The 20654-nt window shown below is 37.9% G+C and carries 15 protein-coding genes; 4 read left to right on the top strand and 11 right to left on the bottom strand.

Annotated features, from left to right (window positions below; genetic code table 11):
* Nucleotides 1-2 precede the first annotated feature (2 nt).
* From ACNR9Q_RS07380 to ACNR9Q_RS07365, 4 genes are all read right to left on the bottom strand, one after another.
* Complete coding sequence (locus tag ACNR9Q_RS07380; RefSeq protein ID WP_419213964.1) at nucleotides 3-1373, bottom strand: aspartate aminotransferase family protein; 1371 nt, start codon at nucleotides 1371-1373, stop codon at nucleotides 3-5.
* A gap of 87 nt (nucleotides 1374-1460) precedes the next feature.
* Nucleotides 1461-3131, bottom strand: coding sequence for an alkaline phosphatase family protein (locus tag ACNR9Q_RS07375; RefSeq protein ID WP_419213963.1), 1671 nt, complete (start codon nucleotides 3129-3131; stop codon nucleotides 1461-1463).
* Nucleotides 3121-4665 carry a SusD/RagB family nutrient-binding outer membrane lipoprotein gene (locus tag ACNR9Q_RS07370; protein ID WP_419213962.1) on the bottom strand — a complete coding sequence of 515 codons (1545 nt, stop codon included), beginning with the start codon at nucleotides 4663-4665 and terminating at the stop codon, nucleotides 3121-3123. The genes ACNR9Q_RS07375 and ACNR9Q_RS07370 overlap by 11 nt, the downstream gene beginning before the upstream one ends.
* 31 nt (nucleotides 4666-4696) lie before the next feature.
* On the bottom strand, nucleotides 4697-7873 hold the full coding sequence (locus tag ACNR9Q_RS07365) for a SusC/RagA family TonB-linked outer membrane protein (protein WP_419213961.1): 3177 nt from the start codon (nucleotides 7871-7873) through the stop codon (nucleotides 4697-4699).
* Nucleotides 7874-8133: 260 nt separating this feature from the next.
* Between ACNR9Q_RS07365 and ACNR9Q_RS07360 the strand changes: the two genes are divergently transcribed.
* Nucleotides 8134-8700: a helix-turn-helix domain-containing protein gene (locus ACNR9Q_RS07360; RefSeq protein ID WP_419213960.1), complete on the top strand. Its 567-nt coding sequence runs from the start codon at nucleotides 8134-8136 to the stop codon at nucleotides 8698-8700.
* Between the two features lie 6 nt (nucleotides 8701-8706).
* On the opposite strand, the gene ACNR9Q_RS07355 is transcribed toward ACNR9Q_RS07360, so the two are convergent.
* From ACNR9Q_RS07355 to ACNR9Q_RS07345, 3 genes are read right to left on the bottom strand one after another with little or no spacing between them, the layout of a single operon-like run.
* Nucleotides 8707-9390: a phosphonatase-like hydrolase gene (locus tag ACNR9Q_RS07355; RefSeq protein WP_419213959.1), complete on the bottom strand. Its 684-nt coding sequence runs from the start codon at nucleotides 9388-9390 to the stop codon at nucleotides 8707-8709.
* A gap of 1 nt (nucleotide 9391) precedes the next feature.
* Nucleotides 9392-10549 (bottom strand): TIGR03364 family FAD-dependent oxidoreductase, encoded by a 1158-nt coding sequence (locus ACNR9Q_RS07350; protein WP_419213958.1) that lies wholly within the window; start codon nucleotides 10547-10549, stop codon nucleotides 9392-9394.
* Nucleotides 10542-11834, bottom strand: coding sequence for a DUF5690 family protein (locus tag ACNR9Q_RS07345; protein WP_419213957.1), 1293 nt, complete (start codon nucleotides 11832-11834; stop codon nucleotides 10542-10544). Before ACNR9Q_RS07345 ends, ACNR9Q_RS07350 begins: the two co-directional genes overlap by 8 nt.
* A gap of 502 nt (nucleotides 11835-12336) precedes the next feature.
* Between ACNR9Q_RS07345 and ACNR9Q_RS07340 the strand changes: the two genes are divergently transcribed.
* The 3 genes from ACNR9Q_RS07340 (at nucleotide 12337) to ACNR9Q_RS07330 (ending at nucleotide 14445) form a co-directional block, all read left to right on the top strand.
* Nucleotides 12337-12552: a hypothetical protein gene (locus ACNR9Q_RS07340; RefSeq protein ID WP_419213956.1), complete on the top strand. Its 216-nt coding sequence runs from the start codon at nucleotides 12337-12339 to the stop codon at nucleotides 12550-12552.
* Nucleotides 12553-12695: 143 nt separating this feature from the next.
* Nucleotides 12696-13433 (top strand): hypothetical protein, encoded by a 738-nt coding sequence (locus ACNR9Q_RS07335; RefSeq protein ID WP_419213955.1) that lies wholly within the window; start codon nucleotides 12696-12698, stop codon nucleotides 13431-13433.
* 115 nt (nucleotides 13434-13548) lie between these two features.
* A complete protein-coding gene (locus ACNR9Q_RS07330; RefSeq protein ID WP_419213954.1) occupies nucleotides 13549-14445 on the top strand; it encodes a hypothetical protein in 897 nt (298 codons plus the stop codon).
* A 35-nt stretch (nucleotides 14446-14480) separates the two neighbouring features.
* On the opposite strand, the gene ACNR9Q_RS07325 is transcribed toward ACNR9Q_RS07330, so the two are convergent.
* From ACNR9Q_RS07325 to ACNR9Q_RS07310, 4 genes are all read right to left on the bottom strand, one after another.
* Nucleotides 14481-16127: a glucosamine inositolphosphorylceramide transferase family protein gene (locus tag ACNR9Q_RS07325; protein ID WP_419213953.1), complete on the bottom strand. Its 1647-nt coding sequence runs from the start codon at nucleotides 16125-16127 to the stop codon at nucleotides 14481-14483.
* Nucleotides 16128-16173: 46 nt separating this feature from the next.
* Nucleotides 16174-18549 (bottom strand): GumC family protein, encoded by a 2376-nt coding sequence (locus ACNR9Q_RS07320; protein ID WP_419213952.1) that lies wholly within the window; start codon nucleotides 18547-18549, stop codon nucleotides 16174-16176.
* 132 nt (nucleotides 18550-18681) lie between these two features.
* Entirely contained in the window at nucleotides 18682-19779 is a 1098-nt protein-coding gene (wecB, locus tag ACNR9Q_RS07315; RefSeq protein ID WP_419213951.1) for a non-hydrolyzing UDP-N-acetylglucosamine 2-epimerase, read from the bottom strand.
* Between the two features lie 5 nt (nucleotides 19780-19784).
* A complete protein-coding gene (locus tag ACNR9Q_RS07310) occupies nucleotides 19785-20645 on the bottom strand; it encodes a polysaccharide deacetylase family protein (RefSeq protein ID WP_419213950.1) in 861 nt (286 codons plus the stop codon).
* Nucleotides 20646-20654 lie beyond the last annotated feature (9 nt).

Here is a 20654-nt window from a genome sequence, read left to right as displayed (position 1 = left end):
TATTAATTAACGACCTTATTAAGAGCCATATCTAAAATTTTGATAGCCCTCTTTAAATCTTCCTTACTTATGGTCAGTGCTGGGGCCAGTTGCAACACATTTCCTGCTGAAACCTTAAAACTTAATCCGTTTTCAAGGCATTCATACATCACTTGTTCTGCTTGTAAAATTGCCTTTGCCTTGGTATCCCTGTCCGTCACCAATTCAATACCCCAAAGTAGTCCTCTACCTCTAATATCTCCTATGATTTCATACTTATCCTTTAAAAAAGACATGGCCGAGCACATTTCTACCGAATCACAAGTTACTTTTTGAAGAATTTTTTCTTCTTCCAAAATTTCCAAAGTGGTCAAACCGGCCATAGCTCCTAACGGACTTTTCTCATGGGTATAGTGACCTAGTGAAATATCAGGGAATTTGTTATAGCTGTCACGTGTCACAATAGCTGCCTGTGGAATGATACCGCCTCCCAATCCTTTTCCCAAACAAAGAATATCCGGTTCAATTCCATAATGTTCAAACGCGAACATTTTCCCGGTTCGGCCTAAGGCAATAGGAATTTCGTCGAGAATAAGAAGTACGCCATATTTGTCGCAAAGGGCACGGGCGCCCATCCAAAACTCTTTAGAGGGTAACTGTACATCTGTATTCCTAACCGTTTCTGCCATAAAAGCACCAATATCCCCTTCCTTAGAAAACACATATTCCAAATGCTCTAAACACTTCAATTCGTTCCCCTCAAAAATTCCGCGATAGGAAACCGGTGGTGGGATGCGTTCCACACCGGGCATCATTGGCCCCATATATTCTCGAAATACTGCTTCGCCACCAACACTTATGGCATCTAATGAAGCCCCGTGAAAAGAATCCCAAAAAGAAACCACCTTGAATTTTCCAGTAATGGCACGTGCCAATTTTAAGGCGATACCGATGGCTGAACTACCGTTAGGAGTCATTAAAACCCGATTCAAATCTGACGGTAATAAAGATGCCAATTTTTCAGCAAAATTGATAGCAGTTTCATTGGTATAACGACGGGTGCTAAAGGTCAAACCCTGCAATTGCTCTGTTAAGCGCTGGACCAATTTTGGATGTGAAAACCCCAATTGATGGACATTGTTACCATGAAAATCTAAATATTTCTTGCCCGATATATTTTCGATATAAGCTCCGTTGCAATCTCCCAACACATCTAAGCAAGGTGTAGACAGTGCTTGATGAAAGAAATAACGCGCATCTTTTTTGAGCAGTTTTTTCGTTTTCGCATCGGTAATACCTGCCTCCCATTCCTGTCTGGCGAGCGTAGTATTGATATCGCCTTCAGTGCGCTTGTTCTGATCATGTCGCTTGGCCACTTCCTTATCTTGATTCATAGGGTACATGTGTTGCTATTATTTCCCTTTCGGAAAATCGATCGTTCAAAATACTAATATATAGGATGGTTTTAGAAATATCCAAAACTACTTTTTTCTTAATAGGTTCGTAGAAAGTGGTTGTTTGGGCATTCTTTCGCTTTGCATGAAAACATCCAACCACCCATCACCTCCTCCATTGAACCATTGCACTTCAATGGCATGTAGTCCTTTATCGAGATCCAAACTCCCATTTTTCTCACGTACACCATGGTCTCCGTCATTATCGACCACCAATTCACCATCTATGAAAAGGGTACTACCATCATCTGAACGGGTCGAAAATTGATAGTTTCCTTTTTCTTCGATTTCTAACCAACTTTTAAAACGGAATACCGTATTCGATTTTACCAGTTCCTTTACTTCTTCTGAAGTTATTTCAAATGTACCACTTACAACATCCGGTTTCTTACTGCCCAATGCGGGGATAAACGATAAGTTGGCCATATAAAAGACCTCAACTGTAACCGGCTTTTCCAATACCCTTGATTTAATCCTAAAAAAGCCTTCTGCAACTCCACTACTTATTTTTCCATTGTTAAAAATAGCACTATTTACAACGGTATTTTCAGTAATTGGAATTTGAGTTGTAAAGGTTTCAGATTCATTTGTAGGCAAAGTACCATCCAAGGTATACTTTAAAATCCCCTCCTTATTGGGGTTCTTCAAAACTAGGTTTGCCTTATCATTAAATAATCCACCTTCTGTCGCATATCCTATTGAAGAAGGAACAAAAATCGGTTTATTCAATTGCACCAAAGTTGGATACGGATCTTCGACACTATTTCCTTCAAAGGCCTCCTTTACCGGTTTTCCAATCCATGCATGTGGTGTTCTGATATCCATGGCAAAGGCAACTGTCGCCGCATTATCATATTGATATACAGGATACTTGATAATATGACCTTTCTTTATGCCTTTACCCCAAAGTATAAATGGAATTTCCACCTCCTGTAACGACTCACCCCCATGGCCCTTACCTACGCCTCCGTGATCAGCACTAATAATCACCAAGGTGTTTTCTACCATTCTAGATGTTCTTAGCGATTCTATCAACTCAGCTAATAGCGAATCGGCTTTCTCGACCGACGCATAATATGCTGGGGTTCCATGGCCATATTCGTGACCCGCATGGTCAATGTGGTCAAAATGTATAAAGGTAAAATCAGGATTTTTCTCTTTTATATATTCGGATGCAATAACGGAGGTCTCATCTTCGGTGATAGTATTGATGTCATAGGTAACAGCTTTTTTTTCGAACAACCTTCCAAATCCGCCCCAATGATAGATGGCCCCTATTTCTGCCGAATCCTTTTGGTCTGCTATCAATTGAAAAATCGTTGGGAAAATAAATTCCTCACTTTGGGCGACCGCCAGTAAGGTGAGATTATCACGATCCCAAGCATTCGATGTAATACCATGCTGTTCTGGTCCCGCTCCCATAATCATCGATGCCCAATTTGGGCTTGAACTACTTGGCAAAACCGAACGGGCATGCATGGTTGAAGAACCTTCTTTGATCAATCGATCAAAAGTGGGTGTATTTGCTTGCTTTAATCCGTCTGGACTTAAACCATCAAAACCGATGACGATGACATGTTTTATTGCTCGAATGGAATCTTCCTTTTTAGAAACACAAGACCATAGAGATAGAATCCCTATGGTCAGTAAAAAAAATGAAATACACTTAGCGCTATGTATTTTACTTCTAATCAACATCCCACCAGAGTTTGGTATTGATGTTATCAGGTCCCATACGTTGAACCGCCGCTTTGTAATTATCGCTGTTGGTGGACTTGATGGAATTTGGATACTGAAAACGTACCGGCACCATTTTGTCATTGACTGCATCCGGACCAGGGATTACCTCTGGCATACCGGTTCTTCGCCAATCCGACCATCCTTCAAAACCTGTATAGAATAGGGAAATCCATTTTTGAAGCGCAATTTTCGCCAATTTATCTCCAGTATATGCTACTTTTTCCTGAGCAATATAGGCATCCAAATCAGTTGCCTGCATAGCGTTGGCAATTTGTGACCATCCCCCGGCAGCTGCTCTCTCCGTGTAGAATTCAAAAGACGCCCTAATCCCATTTTCATAATAAGTAGCGGCATCCCCAACAGTGATCCATCCTTTTTCCCTTGCTTCGGCCAAAAGGAACTGAAGCTCAGAATAGCTCATGATAATGGTCTGTGACGCGGTGGCCGAAGCCTGTTCCGGATTACAGGCCCTACAACCCAAAAGGATACCCAATCTAGAAATAAAGTTAGAACCTGATTCTTCAGGGTTTCCAGAAGGACTATACCCCAAGGCAGCCTCATCATCCAAACCATTGGGCATCCCTACATAATCGTCAAAATCTTCAGAAAAAATTCCTTTTTCAGAATTACTGGTCGGTTGTGCGAAAACATATAAGCGATTATCGTTCAGATCCTTCAACCTAGTTTCCAAGGTTTGACTTAATCGAACCTCATCAAAACTACCGCTACGCGTATCATATTTTGGCTGTGGATTATTCGTATTCCATTGTACCAAGGCCATATCGTCGTTACTTTCAAAAATTGGAAAGTCGTTAGCGTTATTGGCTATTTGCTGCATTCCCGTTACTGCAGTCGAATTATCCACATCACTGATGCGCATCAACAAACGTAATTTCAATGAATTGGCAAATTTTCTCCATTTTTGGATATCGCCCCCATAAAAAATATCCCCACTAATATTATCGGTACCTTCTAAAACAGAATTTGCAGTTTCAAGATCTGACAACATACCTTGGTAGATTGTATTTTGCGCATCAAATACAGGAGTAACATTACCGTCCTCGATACCTTTAGTAGCCTCTGAATAAGGTACATCTCCGTAAGCATCGGTCACATAAGAAAAAATCCAAGATTTCATGACCAAAGCCACCCCATAGTAATTTTGGGCATCTGGATTTTCTTTTGTGTCCCTAATAATGTTCTCCACATCTCTCAACGAAGCATACGCATCGTTGTAAGGATTATCGGAAGGTGACCAGTTATAAGTATCTCCACTTGTAAATTGAAGCCTTGCCCCATATTGCACAACGGTAAAGCCTTCTTCCCAACCTTGACCGCCCCAATTGTAGGCCATTTCTTCTTGTATTCCTGGCAATAATAATTCAGGTTGTGCAGATGCAGGAAAATTTGGATTAACATTAACGGTATCGAAATCCTCCGTACAGCCAATGGCCATTAAAAGGGATACCATTATAAATAGTGATTTTTTCATGATTTCTTAATTTATTAGTGTTTTCGTCTTTTTAGAAATTGACCTGTAAGTTGAAAGTAAATGAACGGGAACTTGGATAAGACATGTTCTCTATACCAGGTTGCAAAGTTCCGCCGGATACACCTACAGTTTCTGGGTCAAAATGTGGATTATCGGTCCAAAGCAATAAGTTTCTTCCTGTCACAGAAAAACGTGCACTGCTAATCGGTAATCTATCCAACATTTTCCTCGGGAAAGAATAGCCCAATGAGACTTCACGTAATTTGGTATAAGAAGCATCGTATTTGGCAGCTTCAACATTATCCCTCTCATAATATCTATTGTTATAGGTTCTAGCATCAACATTTACTGTGTTAGGAACATAAATAGGACTATCAGAAGTACCCGTGTTTACGACACCTTCCGCAACGATACCGGTCTCCCTTCCTTCCAAAGTTTCCTTTAATTGACCAGAAGTACTACCAATGGTTTTTGTTCGGGACACTACAATACCTCCTTGTCTGGTATCGAACAAGAAACCAAAGTCGACATTTTTATATTTAAACGTATTTTGGAAGCCCAAGGTAAAATCAGGAGCGTAATCCCCTTGATATACCAAATCATCTGTACGAACAGGAATCCCTTGATTATTAATGATTTTCTGACCGAAGAATTCACTGTTAGGATCTTCGACTCTTTGGAATCCTCTACCATAAATAGCACTAATAGAACCACCCTCCCTGGCTTGGATAAAAGCTCCGTTTGCTTCGGTCAATGTGAAATTAACGCCACCAAGGTCTTTGACTTCACTTTGGTTTGTAGCAAAGTTAAACGTAGAGCTCCATTTAAAGTTTTCCGTCAATACAGGTACTAAATTTACAATAGCTTCAAAACCATAATTACGTACCTCACCGGCGTTGATCAACTGACTACTATAACCACTGGCGATGTCGGTACTGATATTAATAATCTGATTCTTAGTAGAACTATCATAATAGGTAAGATCAAAATTCATTCTACTTTGGAAAAAACGAAGATCCAAACCAAATTCATAAGAACCGGTAATCTCAGGTTTTAAATCCGCATTTGGAATTAATGAAGACTCCGTCAAAATTGGCGTGGAACCATCAAAAGGAGTTTCATTTTGATAAAAACTACGTAATCTGTAAGCTCCAGTATCATTACCTACCTCAGCATAAGCAGCCCTTAGTTTCGCAAATGAGACCCAAGTTGGCATATTGAACATCTCACTGGCAACGGCACTTAAGGTAACCGATGGATAGAAATAGGAATTATTATCTTCTGGTAAGGTACTTGACCAGTCATTTCTACCAGTGACATCCATAAATAATACATTATCATAAGCAAAACGGGCATATCCGTATAAACTATTGATACGTTTTTCGTAATTATCGGATGATACCTGAACCGCTTGCCTACTATTGTTAAAGGAGTATACTTCAGGATTGATCAACTGTGGCGCTACACTTTTGGTAAAATCCTGCTTTTGACGCAATTGGTTACCACCCCCGGAAATATTGATATTGAATTTCTCACCAAAAGTCTTGTCATAGCTCAATAAGAAATCCGAGTTACTTTCTTCAAAGAATACATTATCCTCTTGATACGTACCGAAAGGGAAACGTTGCGTGCTGAACGCTCTTTTACGAACCCTAAAGTCCCTGTAAAAATCCCGCCCACTACGTAATAATAATTTCCAGTTTTCACTGATATCGTAGTTTACACTAACATTACCGAAAATACGGTCCTTATCCTGTGCATTCGTATTCTCATACATGGTGAAATATGGGTTATCATGGTAGTTGTAATTGTAGTTGAACTGTTGTCTACCTTCTAAACCTGGCTGCCAGTAATCCCGAAGATTATTGGTATTTAATTGACGACCATACCAAATAAATAAGTACATAATACTTTCTGTACCATAACCTGTTGCAGGTCTATTATCACTATCGGTTTTTACATAATTAATATTGGCATTCACCTTAACTTTATTTGAAACGTTTAAACTACCGGTAAAGCTTAAGGTATTTCGTTTTAAATCCGTATTAGGTAAGGTGCCTTCCTGATCTAAGTTTTGGAAAGAAAGTCTCATGTTACCCATATCTCCCGATTTGGAAATTGCGATACTGTTCGTTTTCGTAATACCCGTCTCAAAAAAATCTTTGGTATTATCTGGATTAGAAACCCAAGGAGTTGGCATAATGGGAGAATCACTTATAAAGGTATCACCACCGCGTGTTCCATCCTCACGTGGGGAATCGAATTGTGGAATCATCAAACCCGTATCCAAACGTGGGCCCCAGCTTTCATCTACACCATCGGCAATACCAGAACCACTACCATCTACAAAGGCAAACTGTTGGTTGTTTCCTTGTCCATATTCGTTTTGCCAATCTGGTAACATTAGAATATTTTCAACAGTAATACCTGTATTGAAGGAAACACCAAGTTTGCTGCTTTGTGATTTTCCTTTCTTCGTGGTAATAATGATGGCACCGTTCGCAGCTCTTGAACCATATAGTGCAGCAGCGGCAGGACCTTTCAGTACGTTAATAGATGCAATATCCTGCGGATTGATTTCTGCGGCACCATTCCCATAATCCACACTTTGTGTGCCCGAACCATTAGAACCTACTATTTGATTACTGATAGGTGTACCATCTACGATGAACAATGGTGAGTTACCATTAATGTTCAATGAAGCATCGCCACGAATCGAAACCCTTGCGGAACCACCCAAACCAGTGGGGCTATTGGTAATCTGAAGACCGGCAACCTTGCCCGACATACCGTTCAACAAGTTTGGCTCTCTCGCCTGAACCACTTCCTCATTGTTTAATTCCTGCGAGGCATATCCCAAAGATTTCTTGTTTCTTTCGATACCTAAGGCCGTTACAACCACCTCATTTAGTTGTTGGGAATCTGGCTCTAAAGAAATAGTGGCTGAGCTTTTGCCCGCAGTATCAAATTCCTTCTTAATATATCCTATATATGATATCAGCAAAATCTGGTTGGTACCGCTGATCTCAATTTCAAAATTACCATCAAAATCTGTGGCAACGCCATTTGTAGTTCCCTCTACCACCACGGTAGCACCTGGTAACGGAACTTGATTTTCATCTAACACGGTCCCCTTAAAGATATTTTGGGAATGTGCGACAAAATTTGCTAAAACCGCAAATAATGTTATTAATACTGTTCTTTTCATTTTGTTCGTATTTGTAAACTTTGGTTTGTTATTACGAAACAAATATCTAAATGAAAAGTTAATGTCTTGCATTATAAACATTATGCTATTGCTACCATTTTGCTTAAAATGTTATCTAATGGTTAGTTAAATATTATTTACAAATATGCAAAATGTTAAGTTCATGTTAAGCCCCTAAACAGAGCTTATAAAGAGCCTTTCTTAACCGTTAAAAGGGATGAATAAAATTTTATAGTATGTTTGTTAAATAACATATTTACATGGATGATTATCTTATCGGTATTGGAAAGCGAATCAAAGAAATACGAAAGAATGGAGGTTTTATCATTAACGATGTGGCATCGAAAGCAGGGGTAACCGCTGGCCTTATTTCCCGGATCGAAAATGGAAGAACTATACCTTCTCTCCCCGTGCTTCTAAAGATTATAACCTCTTTAGATGTTGAAGTAACCGATTTTTTTAGCGGAATGCCCCAAGTCAATGGTGTTCAATTTATTATTAGCCGAAAGGAAGAAAACAATATAATTGAAAAAGAGGATGATGCTTTTGGATTTTCCTATTCCTATATTTTTGGAAAACAATTGAATTCGTTGGGTTTCGAAGCTGTATTATTGGAAGTACACCCAAATTCAAAACGGGAAAAAGTAGTTACCGACGCATACGAGTTTAAATATATGTTATCTGGTGAATGTGCCTATATTATTGATGAAACAGAGGTCGTATTGAATGAAGGTGACGCTATTTTCTTTGATGGGCGAGTACCCCATGTTCCCGTAAATAGAAGCACCAACATCTCAAAGATGCTGGTGCTATACTTTTTTATATAAACAGTATCAGCCAACAGGAATCAAGTCTTTAAGGCCTGCCAATTCATCTAACACAAATGTAGGTTCCGCACTTGCCAATTGTTCAAAAGTTTGGGCACCGGTAGTGACGCCCACGGTAACTCCGCATTTGGCATTCTTTCCTTCTTCAATATCAATAATGGAATCCCCAGCTTTTAGTACCATTTGAGCATCAGTAATCCCCAAATCGTTCATCGCCTTTAAAATCATAGCAGGATGCGGTCTGCCCAAGGTTACATCGTCAGCGGTAACCAACAAATCGTACTGATTTCCTAACTCCCAACCCATTTTATTCAATAATAAGTTTGCGGTAGCGCTATCATAGCCGGTATTCAACGCCCTTTTAATCCCGTTATCCTTCAAATAATCCAATAAGTCCTCAACCCCCCTATAGCTTGTAACATGCAAGGTTTCATAGGCTTGGTCGAGAAGCTTCTTGAAATTCTCAAAAATGGAAGCGGACAATTCATCATCCGTAATATTATCCTTTACCTTTAAAATATCCTTGATGGCTTGGTGCTTTTCTTTGCCGGCACCATGTTCTAGAACATAATCCAGAGCTATATCATATCCACTTTGATTGATTGCTTTTTGCAATGTTTTATATACTACGTTGTCTTCATTAACAACAGTTCCGGCCATATCGAATACGGCCAATGAAATTTTCTGCATTTTAAAAATAGAATATTTGGTTAATGTTATGTTTTGCAAAACCAGCACTACCGGTCATACCTTTTCCACCAATACCAGTAATGATATGAATGTTCTTATCTATGGTGGCTTCAAAAATATCAGAATTCTTACTTTGAGAATACATGCCGTACCAACGCTGCTCTATTTCATAGGTAGGCAACTGAAATATCTCTTTTGACTTTTCAACAATAAAATTGTCTATATCCATGTTTAGATCAAAACCTAAATCTTCACTATTTTCAACGTCGGCATATTCATGGGAATCCCCAAGAATTACACTGCCGTCCATCGCCTGTTTGAACAGAATATGTACGCCCCATTTTTTTTCAGGACTATCTAAAACTTCCTTTGACTTAATCTTTACATATGAAGGACATTCTGCAAAGGCCTCATACCTTCTAATGGACAAGCCCGTAAGTATAGATCCCGTTATTTTATAGTTACCTTGCGGTTTGGTCTTCATCATTTGTAGCTTGGAAATTTCCAAATCGCTGGATGCAAAAAGTTTTGGATATAAAGTCTTGAACTCACTACCATTACAAATTATCACCTTTCCAGACATTAACATGCGACCATCAGCAATTTCAATACCTACACCACTTGCCAAGGAATTGCATTCCAAAACCTTAGAGTTATAGAAAATATCCAAACCCTTTTTTGACAGGTATTTATGCAATCTATGAATCATTGTGCGTGGCTCAATAATTAGTTCTTCTGGAAAGAAAAGACCCGATTTTACGTAGTTTTCATTTAAACCTGGATAGCGTTTTAGACATTCGGTTTTTGTAAATAAAATAGAGGTATAGTCATTATCCTTATTAATCCTAGAAAGCTCCTCCAACAACTGCGCTTCTTCTTCGTTTGAAGCAAGGTAAATGGAACCTTCTTGACGAACGGTTATGTCAAACTTGGAATGGATTTTTTTATAGATCTGTAAACTTTTACGACCGTAGGCCTGCCATTTAGAATTCATGCCAGAAGGCACCACTTGTCCAAAATTACGTACCGTGGCACTTTGGGGAATCATATCTTTTTCCAACAAGGCGACCTTTAGTCCTTTCTTCATGGCATGGTAGGCATGAAAAGTTCCTAAAACTCCGCCCCCTATAACTACAAGATCATAATTTATTTCAGCCATTTATTATGGAGATTTGAATTTCAACATCAGATTTAGTTCTTCGATATTTTTTACGGAAATACAACATGGAAACTATGGATATACCCATCCCTAAAATGGAAATACAGTACGTCGACCAGACAAAGAATTGTAACCATGAGCTATTGGGTTGTCCAAAATTCTTATACAATAAAACGGCCATACTTCCTAAGTAACCGAACGAATCTGCTATATAGATTAGATAACCTGCGTTACCCTCGATCTTGAAGGCAGCGATCATTCTATCGAAAAAAATACAGTTAAAAGGCACGTAACAGGCATAAAGTCCAAAACCAATGGATATCATCCAGAATATCGGAGAAACCACTTCCTGCTGAAACAATAGTGTTGAAACCCCTACCATGAGACTTGCCAAAATGAGCACAAAATGAAAACCGATAAATGCCTTATAATTACTTTTGACAAGACCGAAAAGTCCTAAAATCAACAAAACCAAAAACGCAATCGGAAGTTCGGATAAGGTATAGATAGCCGCATCGCCTTCATAACCGACACTATCCCATAGCTCTCTCGAAAAATTATCCCTAAAATCACGAAGGGCCGTTAGCGCGGTATAAAATATCACAAGTATAATGATCGGAAAAAGAAACTGCAGCAATACCTTTTTTCTGTCTTTCCCATTCATAGGTCTTCGCTCCTTGCGCAACAGTTGATCTTCTGAGGTGGGAGGAGGTAATTTTTGTAAAAAGTATAAACAAATAAAAAAAGGTATTAAGAACAATCCTCCGGTAACGGCAGGCATCCAAAACTCTGAAATTCCATTCGAGTTCATGACCCACAGTCCAACTGATTTAACAGCTCCACTAGATACTATAAAGCTCGAACACAGAATAATGCTAAGAATCTCGGTCATTTTCCGACCTTCCAAATAGGAAAAAACGATACCCCATATCATACCCAGTGAAAGGCCGTTGAAAAACAACAACACAAAATTATATGGACTTGGTACACTACCAAATAAGATGAGAGTAAGTTCAGCCAATAGAATCATAAAGGTCAAATAAGCCCCGCGTTTAGAGGGTTTTAGACCCGACACCACCTTTATGCCCAAAAATTTGGACAGCATATACCCAATAACTTGGGCCAAAATCAATAGTATTTTATAATCTATCCCAAAAAACAACAGCCCTTCATACGTCGCAACGGTGAAGGGTTTTCTAAAGGCATACATACAAAAGTAAAGACCAAAGGATGCGAAGGCACCATTTAGGAAGACCTTAATTTTTGGTTTAGCTATCTTAAACACACCTAAATTATTTACAAATAGTAAAATAAAAGTCCAATAATACGATTATATTAACTATTTGTAAATAAATGATAGTTATTTGATTGTTATGAAAAGTGAAGTAATTAGTTAATTCAATTCTTTAAATCAAATCATATAATGAATGTCATTATAAACTTAGTGCTTTGTGAATTGTAAATCATCTTAACATTGGTTCCTGATTATTAATAACTACTCATTTTTTTTTTGCAAAATCTATTTCCCTCTCCTTTCTTTTATAAAAGAAAGCCAAGTACTGCATGACCAAGCCCTCTATAGGACCATCAGTATTTGCATTGCAAAATCTCCTTAATTAATTTAAAAATGTCCATATCAAAATTGACCCAAATGTTATCAACAATTGACCCTAATAACTTTTGCGTGCATTTCATCGAATAAATTTGACTTTTCGTCGCTATTGAAATTTGTTTAAATATTTTCGAAGCTCGTTTGTGCCTTCAACAAAATTAATTTATTGCTTTTAATGAAATTACCATCTTTACGAACCTTTTTCGTTGCACTGTCAGTTCTATTTATCGTTTTAAGTTTATCTTCTTGTGGCAAGGAGTATGATTTAGTTTCAGAGTTTGTTGTTCGTGCTCCAATAGACAAAACACCATTGGATTATTTACAAGATCCAAGTGACTCAGAAGTGACTTTAGTTACGGCTATACTATCAGAAGACGAAAAAAAAAAGTAACTCTTTTTAGTTCCTATAAAGCAGGTACAAAAAAGGCTTTCTTCGAAAATACGAATGGCCTTTATTCTACCTATGATAGCTTAAGCTCCTTACAAAAAAGACCGCCTAAACTTCTTTTTAGCTCGGGTTTCGAAGGCGTTCGAGTGTCAGAAAACAAATACGATTATCAATACATAACAGGCAAGGATACAACGACCGGTTTTTCATGGCCTCCAGCTATTCTCGGTTCATCTGCAAACGATAAAGAACCAAGTGGCATCCATACTGTTAATGATGGAGGTGGAGCGGCCATTGACAATTACCTTGAACGTATTACCGGCCCAAATGGAAATGAAACCACAACCCTATTTCAACGGGTGAATTATGACGTACAGGTTACCCAGACTCCCTATCAAATAAATAACATTAAAGAAAATCCAGGGGAGCTTTACATAACGTACTGGATGAAGACAGATGATATTTCCTTAACGGGAAAAGATATTTGGCGTGCCATTTGGGAATATAAGACCAAGAATTATGCAACATATAAAGATGGTTTTAGAATGATCGCTTTTATGGCGACAGATATCAGAGGAACTCCTTATTGGCAATTTCAAGGGGATATAGGACCAAGACAGCCGGTTTGGCGCATAGAAAATTATGATATTCCGTTAATAACAGATGAATGGTTTAAAGTTGAATATTACTTAAAATGGAGCGACGGACCAGATGGATATGCCTCCATGAAGATTAACGGACACCTCATAGGTGAACATCACGGCCAAACCACTTCAAAATCTGACCCTCTCGATTTCATTATGCTTACCCAGGTTTATGGTAACAATTACCCGATGTATCAATGGGTCGACGATATTGAAATTTGGGACGGTATACCTAAATAGTGAAAATCATTCCATTAATCTTGGCAGACACCGATTACAACATATACCTTGTACACATACAATGAAACTATTTGTAATTTTAATACATACTTTTCATTAGATATGACCGCTCGCAATGAAACTAAAAGAACTATTAAGACCAAAACTACCTTTTATATTCGTACCATTATCCCTCTTAACTTGCTGTAATAAAAGTGACAGTGCTTCAGATCCAGAAACATCGAGTAATACTGCAAAATTACTTTTCAGGTCGGGCTTCGAAGGTGTTGGTTTATCAGAACCACAATATGATTATCAATATATAGAGGGAAAAGACTCGGAAACCGGGTATTTTTGGCCACCAAATATTTTAGGCTCCGAATCTAGCGATGAACCAAGTGGCATACACAACGTAAACGATGACAACGGTGCTGCAATTGATAATTATTTGGAAACCGTTAAAGGTCCCAAGGGAAACGAAACAACAGCCTTATTTCAACGTGTCAATTATGATGTACAAGTTACGCAGGCTCCCTACCAAATAAACGATATAAAAGAGAATCCAAAAGAATTATATATTTCTTATTGGATGAAGACCGATGATACTTCTGTTGTTGGAAAAGATAAATGGCGGGCAATTTGGGAATATAAAACAGATAAATATGCTACCTACAAAGATGGATTCAGAATGATCGCTTTTATGGCAACCGACATAAATGGAAACCCTTATTGGATGCTACAAGGAGACACTAGTCCACAAACCCCCCTATGGCAGGTTCGAAATACAGAAATTCCACTTATAATGGGCGAATGGTTTAAGGTTTCGTACCATATAAAATGGAGCAATGGAACCGACGGCTATGCCGCTATGAAGATCAATGATAAATTGATCGGCGAGCATTTCGGTGTTACAACCTCAAATAACGACAATCTTGATTTTATAATGCTCACACAAGTATATGGAAGTAATTACCCAATGTACCAATGGGTAGATGATATTGAAATTTGGAATGGCGTGCCAGATGGATCATAAAAAGTTAACTACCCTTTTTGTGAATGCGCAATCAGTTATTTTCTAGTTCTATACGCTGCATCAAAAACAAATCTACCACCACATTGATGTAAATGATGAAGTCCCATTAATTTTTTATCAAAGGTTGGAGCGATGATTTTTACCGTATTTTCCACGTATTCGGAAATCGTTAATTTTTCAATTTTATTGATGTTCAATGCCCTACCGTAAATACCATCTATATTTCTTTGGGAAGGCCTGTAGAAATCTCCATCGTGTTTGAATATGCTACCTCCGTTACGGGCCACCTTGGCATCAATAATAACCGGATTTTGACGATGTGGAATTACAGAATTAAATTTCAAGGAATCTATTTGGTAGATGAACAGTTCACTATTCATGGGCGCTGTTGCAGAAGCCTGCTTGTTTAAGAAAAGCCACTTTTGTTTATCGGTATCAACGTGGATAAAAGCATCTGCTACCAATTCTCCTTCAAAAGCCGTACTGTAAAGTTCCCATCGTAAAGGAAAATCAACTGCCCTATAAATTTGCAGTTTTTTATTTTCGCTACTCTCGGGCATTAAAAAAATTTCTCCGTTTTCTTCAAAAAGAAAAGGAAAAGATAGGTGATATTTAAAATCGAGAACATCGACTATATCCGTTAATTCAGTATCCGTTAGAATTCCACAACTGATCTTGCCTCGTTTGGTAATGTATGAATAGTTTTCAAAGAAAAGATAGTCCACTCCTTTATATGTATGGAGAAATGGATCCGCCCAAAATTCATCATCAGGCATTCTTAAAGGAAAAGATCCCGATGTAATGTCGTCAAAAAAACCAGTATCACCCGTAAAAATAGTCCAACATTCATAGCGTCGCTTAAAATACCGAGCCATAAATTTTTCAACAAGCCGATTGAAGAATTGCCCGTAAAAACCAAAAATATATTGTAGTACCTCTAGCGGTTTTGGACCAATATCTTTTGGCAGGCTTACTATCGATTCTTTAGAGGTCACAAAATACTGGTCCTTTAATTTTACTAGGTTTTTGAACAATAGCGATACGCTACCCTCTGCAACAGTGGTAGCAGTTTCGGTAATAGACCAATGTCTATTGAAAAAGGCAGTGTCCAAAATTTCAGTTTCTTGGGTGGTTGAAGTTGTTTTCAGTAAAGTTGCCCCTATGACAGGTTTTTTTTTATGAACTTCCCAAAATCCTACTGGGCCGGATCTTTTTTCTAAATAATCCTTTAAGACCAATGTCCATGTACCATACTTAGCAACATTTGGCATTTCACCTACTATTTTACCAGAACCAAGGTTCAACAAAAGGTCTAGTTCATAACCTTGAATCAGGTTTATTTCTAAGGGGGCAAAAATTGAACCCTTTTTGTCGATTACAGGCTGTACTTGTATAGTAGGTATATTGTTTAAAACAACACCCAACTCAGATTCAATAATCGACCCCTTACTTTTGAACAGATATTCTTTCTCTAAATATAACTGGGCTTTTAATAACAGATGACTAGCACCAGCAAAAGTGTGCCCACCTTCTAGTGAATTGTTCAATCTCCAATCTATTTCTTGCCCCCCTTCAATGAGCAATACTAACTCTAAAGTTGGATCATTAACAATTCCATCAAGTATTCTTAATTGCCAATTATCTAGTTGTTTTGAATTATAAACAAATACGCCTATTTTCATCGAAATGTATTGTGGACAATTATGCTGCAGCAGTTAACAAAAAAGCTTATTGCCTCTTTTTAAACCATTTCTTAGATTTTACAGGCTGTTCCATTTCATAACCATAACCATAACCGTAATTATAATGACTACCATGAACTTGGCCAACCGCATTCATCACATAGAACATATTATTCAACTTCTTGGATTTATTCAGCTCTTTGGAAAACTTCATTACATTTTTATCAGTAACACCGGCACGCACTGCAAACAAGGTAATATCTGCGTGTTTTGCTATTAATAAAGTATCTGTGACCAACATGGTAGGGGCCGTATCCATAATGATAAAATCAAATTTCTTTTTAGCCTCGCTCAAGAAATGCTCGAAGTTTTTTCCTGACAACAATACGGGCACATTGGAAGGAACCGCTCCACTCAAGAATATTTTGTGATCGGGATTAGACTGAAATCCTTCAAATAGAAAATTTTTATAGTCCGCAATCTTACCAGAAAGGTAATCTGCCAATCCTTCACTATTCTTATCTAAATTTAAGTATGAATGTAAGGTAGGGTTTCTTAAATCACCGCCAACCAATAAGACCCGTTTTCCTATACTCGCATATGCCAAAGATAAATTAAGGGCTAAAAGCGTTTTACCTTCTCCTTTAATGGCCGATGTTATATAAACAACCTTTCCTGCGATATCGTTATCATCCGGGGATAGAAGATGCGTGACATTTGCACCTAATATGCGAAAGGATTCAGCCAGAACGGATCGATCGTTAACATCGATGAATTTTTTATCCTTTTCGAAAAAGGGTATTTCAGCTACGACTGGTATTTCTGGATTAATTTTTTCTATCTCTGAACGCTCATGTATATTATTATCTGTAGAAAATCTAATATAAAAAACCAAGAAAGGCACTATTAGTCCTAGTAGAACACTTACCGGATAAACAATAGTCGGCTTCGGCCAAAGAGGTTCTATATTGCTCAAGCCATATTCAATAACCTTTATCGTTGGTGCTGTTGAAGCATAATCTATTGTTGCTTCTTCACGTTTTTGTAGTAATAATAAGTATAAATTCTCTTTAATACTCTGTTGTCGCTCTATGGAGCGTAACATTCTTTCAGTTTCGGGAAGTCTTGAAAACTTATATCCGGCAGAATTTTTTTCCTGATTCGTTCTGCTTAGTGATAGGGCTAATTGTGCCTCATAATTATTAACGGTACTTAATATATTCAACTTACTAAGTTCTAACTGCTTTGATAATTTAACGAGTGTCGGGTGATTAGATCCTACCGTTGTAATCAACTTTTGGCGCTCTCTGGCCATCTCATTATAGTTAGATACCATTTCATTCAAACCAGTGTTGGCCAAACCAATATCAGCAGGTAGCAAATTATATTCCGCCTCGTTGGCCACTGTTCTCTTTAAAAGGTTCGATAACGAAACTTGGGTCTCCAACTTAAGTGCCTCACTTTCAGCATCATTTTTTCTCTGAAGGTTTGCGCCTGCATCAGACTGAATATAGGATATGTTTTGGTTCTGTTTGAAACTTTGTTTCCCGGCCTCGATAGAATCTAATTCTTGGGACAAATAAACAAATCTTTTTTCTATCACCTCCAAAGTGCGTCTAGACACCAATTGCCTATCTAATATACCATCTTGGTTGAAATTATTAATGATCGAATTCAACACTTCTTCTGACCGCTCTCTACTTTCACCGATAAGGGACAAATTTAGCACTTCGCTATTGGCCTCGGTAGTAATGGTTAATTTCTTCGCAAGTTTTAAAGATGTTCTCATTTTAGAATCAAGCACAACCTTAAATTTTATGTCCTTATAGTCCTTAACGTTATTAATATTCTCGGCCAATTCTATTTTAAACGGCAAATAATAAACCGACGTATTCACCTCGTTGTAAGGCACAACAAATTGGGTTCCTATGCTGTCCTTAATATTAAAACCTGTATTGCTTAAAATCACCTCATACTTCATAGGTTTATCAATCTTATCCTCTGAAATATTTTTCCGTACAATAAAGGGTGGTTCCCAAATTTGGGAATAGGTGAAATCTTTTAATACATTATACTCTATATCCAAATTAAGCTCGTCTACAACGTTATGCAATAAACGATAGGATTGAATTACCTTGATTTGATTTTGTATATCAAGCAATCGGTTATTAGGATTGGCATTGGCTATGGATATGACGTCTTTGACAACATTTGGCTTCATAGCATCATCTAAAATCTTGATTTTTGCCTCTGTTTTATAAATGACAGGCGAGTACTTTAAATATGCAAAGGCAATGGCACAGAATAAAATAATCATACCGACGAACCAGGGCCAATATCTTAGATATCTTGATAGGGTCTCCTTAAGGTCATAAGATTCTTTATCCTCTTCAAAATCTAATATATATGTTTTTTCGTTCATAGGGTGATATACTATTTTTTTGTTCTATACGCCTTTCCCCTACCTAACTCTTAATTAATGAATCGTAGTGAAACTGGGCGATTAATGGCTAGAAATCAACTGTAATATTACTATTAAATAAAAACTATAAAATTATATTTCTTCGAAATCCAATATTTTATCGATAATACGAACTGCGGTATGGCCATCCCATAATTTTGGAATACTTCCCTTTTTCCATTCACCGTTAAAAAGTCTTTTCATAGCAGGTGCTATACCCTTGGTGTCGGTCCCTATAAGTTCGTTTGTTCCTTCCATTATTGTTTCAGGACGTTCGGTATTATCACGTAGTGTCATACAGGGAATCCCCATAACCGTCGTTTCTTCGGTAATACCGCCAGAATCGGTAATTACAGCCAGACTCCTTTCTACCAGATAATTGAACTCTAAATACGCCAAAGGTTCGACCATATGTAATCGAGGATGCTGAACGTCTAATTTCTCCAAAATCCTAGCGGTTCGGGGGTGAACAGGAAATATTAATTGAGCATCTTCTGTATGTTCGATAATTTCGTCTAAAAGAGCCTTTATCTGTGACTCTTGATCAACATTTGCCGGCCTATGCAAAGTCATAACCAAATATTCCTTTTCCTTTAATTGAAGTTGGTCCCATATTTCTGGTTTTGTAAAACGTGGCCTTTGCTTCAACAATGTATCAATCATAGTGTTGCCTACAAAAAATATTTTGTCGCTTGCAACTCCGCTTCGCATTAAATTTTCGTTGGCGATTTCAGAAGTTGTAAAGAAATAATCGGTAATGGCATCTGTAACCAACCTATTAATCTCTTCGGGCATTGACCAGTCATACGATCGTATACCACCTTCTACATGCGCGACCTTTGTATGAAGCTTTTGTGCCACTATCGCACAAGCCATGGTTGAGGTTACATCGCCAACAACAATTACCAAATCGGCCGGATTATCGGTAAGTTCCTTTTCAAACCCAATCATGATACTTGCCGTTTGTTCAGCTTGTGAGCCACCACCGGCATTAAGATTAACGTCTGGATCCGGTAGGTTCAATTGCTCAAAGAAATCACCGGACATCTTTTTATCATAATGTTGCCCTGTATGAACAAGCCGATATGAAATAGATTTACCGTTGACCTGTGCTTCTTTAATGGCGTGAATTATAGGGGCGATTTTCATGAAATTCGGCCTCGCTCCGGCTATAAGCGTAATTTTCTTCATTTAACTTAATCTAAAACTGATACTTTTTTTTGATCCCATTTAATTTGCTTGCTAGCAGTGGATAAATCAATAAAATCAAAATCATCTAACCATTTCTCAAGTTTCGGTCTACACGATTTCAGCCCTACATAGGATTTAAAACGTCTAATCGGAGACAATTCCTTTATTAAGGGTTGGTCATAATCAAAATCCCTTGGATGAAAATAACCCATTACATAGTCTGACTTTGTGGTAGCCCTTTTAATTAAATTATAGGGTAACAACCTAAAATACCCCCCACCCGAAAACACCATAGGCCGGCCCATTACAGAATGTACATTAATTGGAAATTCCTTTAGCGTTATACCATTATATTTTAGGATTGAAGGTTCTACATTTCTATACCCTTTTAATCCACCATGTGCATGGTTTATGGGAAACACAGAGGAATCTGTTGTTATGCCCAACTCATGAAGAACTTCAAAGGCCCATTTATTATCCTCTGAAATTGAAAAGCCAGGAGCTCTGAACATCTCTACTTTTTTACCGATACAATCTTCAATAGTCTTTATTGATTTTTCAACGTCGTTATAAAAAGTAGTTCGATCCTGTTCGTGTGCCAATTGATGCATATGGGTGTGACTACCAATTTGATAACCACGCCTAGCAATTTTTCGAACTACTTCTGGGTAGCGTTCCGCTATCCACCCTACCACAAAAAAGGTGGCCGATGCATTACTATCATCCAAAATTTCGAAAATAGTGTCCATGTTTTCATGAATGCGCGTTTCATAATTGCCCCACTCCTTCTCTGTTTTTGTAGAAGGGTTGTCCAACAAATGAAACCATTCCTCTATATCAAAAGTTAGAATATTCATTACTTTCATAGAAGTTTA

Source organism: Maribacter sp. X9 (assembly GCF_048537565.1).
Taxonomy (GTDB): domain Bacteria; phylum Bacteroidota; class Bacteroidia; order Flavobacteriales; family Flavobacteriaceae; genus Maribacter.
The sequence above is the reverse complement of the archived record's forward strand: the minus strand, read 5'-3'. Positions and strand labels throughout refer to the sequence as shown.

Bases quoted from the DNA above. Each gene is read 5' to 3' on its own strand.
- ACNR9Q_RS07360 (WP_419213960.1), top strand. From the start codon at position 8,134: ATGGATGATTATCTTATCGGTATTGGAAAGCGAATCAAAGAAATACGA.
- ACNR9Q_RS07350 (WP_419213958.1), bottom strand. From the start codon at position 10,549: ATGGCTGAAATAAATTATGATCTTGTAGTTATAGGGGGCGGAGTTTTA.
- ACNR9Q_RS07310 (WP_419213950.1), bottom strand. From the start codon at position 20,645: ATGAAAGTAATGAATATTCTAACTTTTGATATAGAGGAATGGTTTCAT.
- ACNR9Q_RS07365 (WP_419213961.1), bottom strand. From the start codon at position 7,873: ATGAAAAGAACAGTATTAATAACATTATTTGCGGTTTTAGCAAATTTT.
- ACNR9Q_RS07370 (WP_419213962.1), bottom strand. From the start codon at position 4,665: ATGAAAAAATCACTATTTATAATGGTATCCCTTTTAATGGCCATTGGC.
- wecB (WP_419213951.1), bottom strand. From the start codon at position 19,779: ATGAAGAAAATTACGCTTATAGCCGGAGCGAGGCCGAATTTCATGAAA.
- ACNR9Q_RS07375 (WP_419213963.1), bottom strand. From the start codon at position 3,131: ATGTTGATTAGAAGTAAAATACATAGCGCTAAGTGTATTTCATTTTTT.
- ACNR9Q_RS07355 (WP_419213959.1), bottom strand. From the start codon at position 9,390: ATGCAGAAAATTTCATTGGCCGTATTCGATATGGCCGGAACTGTTGTT.
- ACNR9Q_RS07320 (WP_419213952.1), bottom strand. From the start codon at position 18,549: ATGAACGAAAAAACATATATATTAGATTTTGAAGAGGATAAAGAATCT.
- ACNR9Q_RS07325 (WP_419213953.1), bottom strand. From the start codon at position 16,127: ATGAAAATAGGCGTATTTGTTTATAATTCAAAACAACTAGATAATTGG.
- ACNR9Q_RS07340 (WP_419213956.1), top strand. From the start codon at position 12,337: ATGAAATTACCATCTTTACGAACCTTTTTCGTTGCACTGTCAGTTCTA.
- ACNR9Q_RS07380 (WP_419213964.1), bottom strand. From the start codon at position 1,373: ATGAATCAAGATAAGGAAGTGGCCAAGCGACATGATCAGAACAAGCGC.
- ACNR9Q_RS07330 (WP_419213954.1), top strand. From the start codon at position 13,549: ATGAAACTAAAAGAACTATTAAGACCAAAACTACCTTTTATATTCGTA.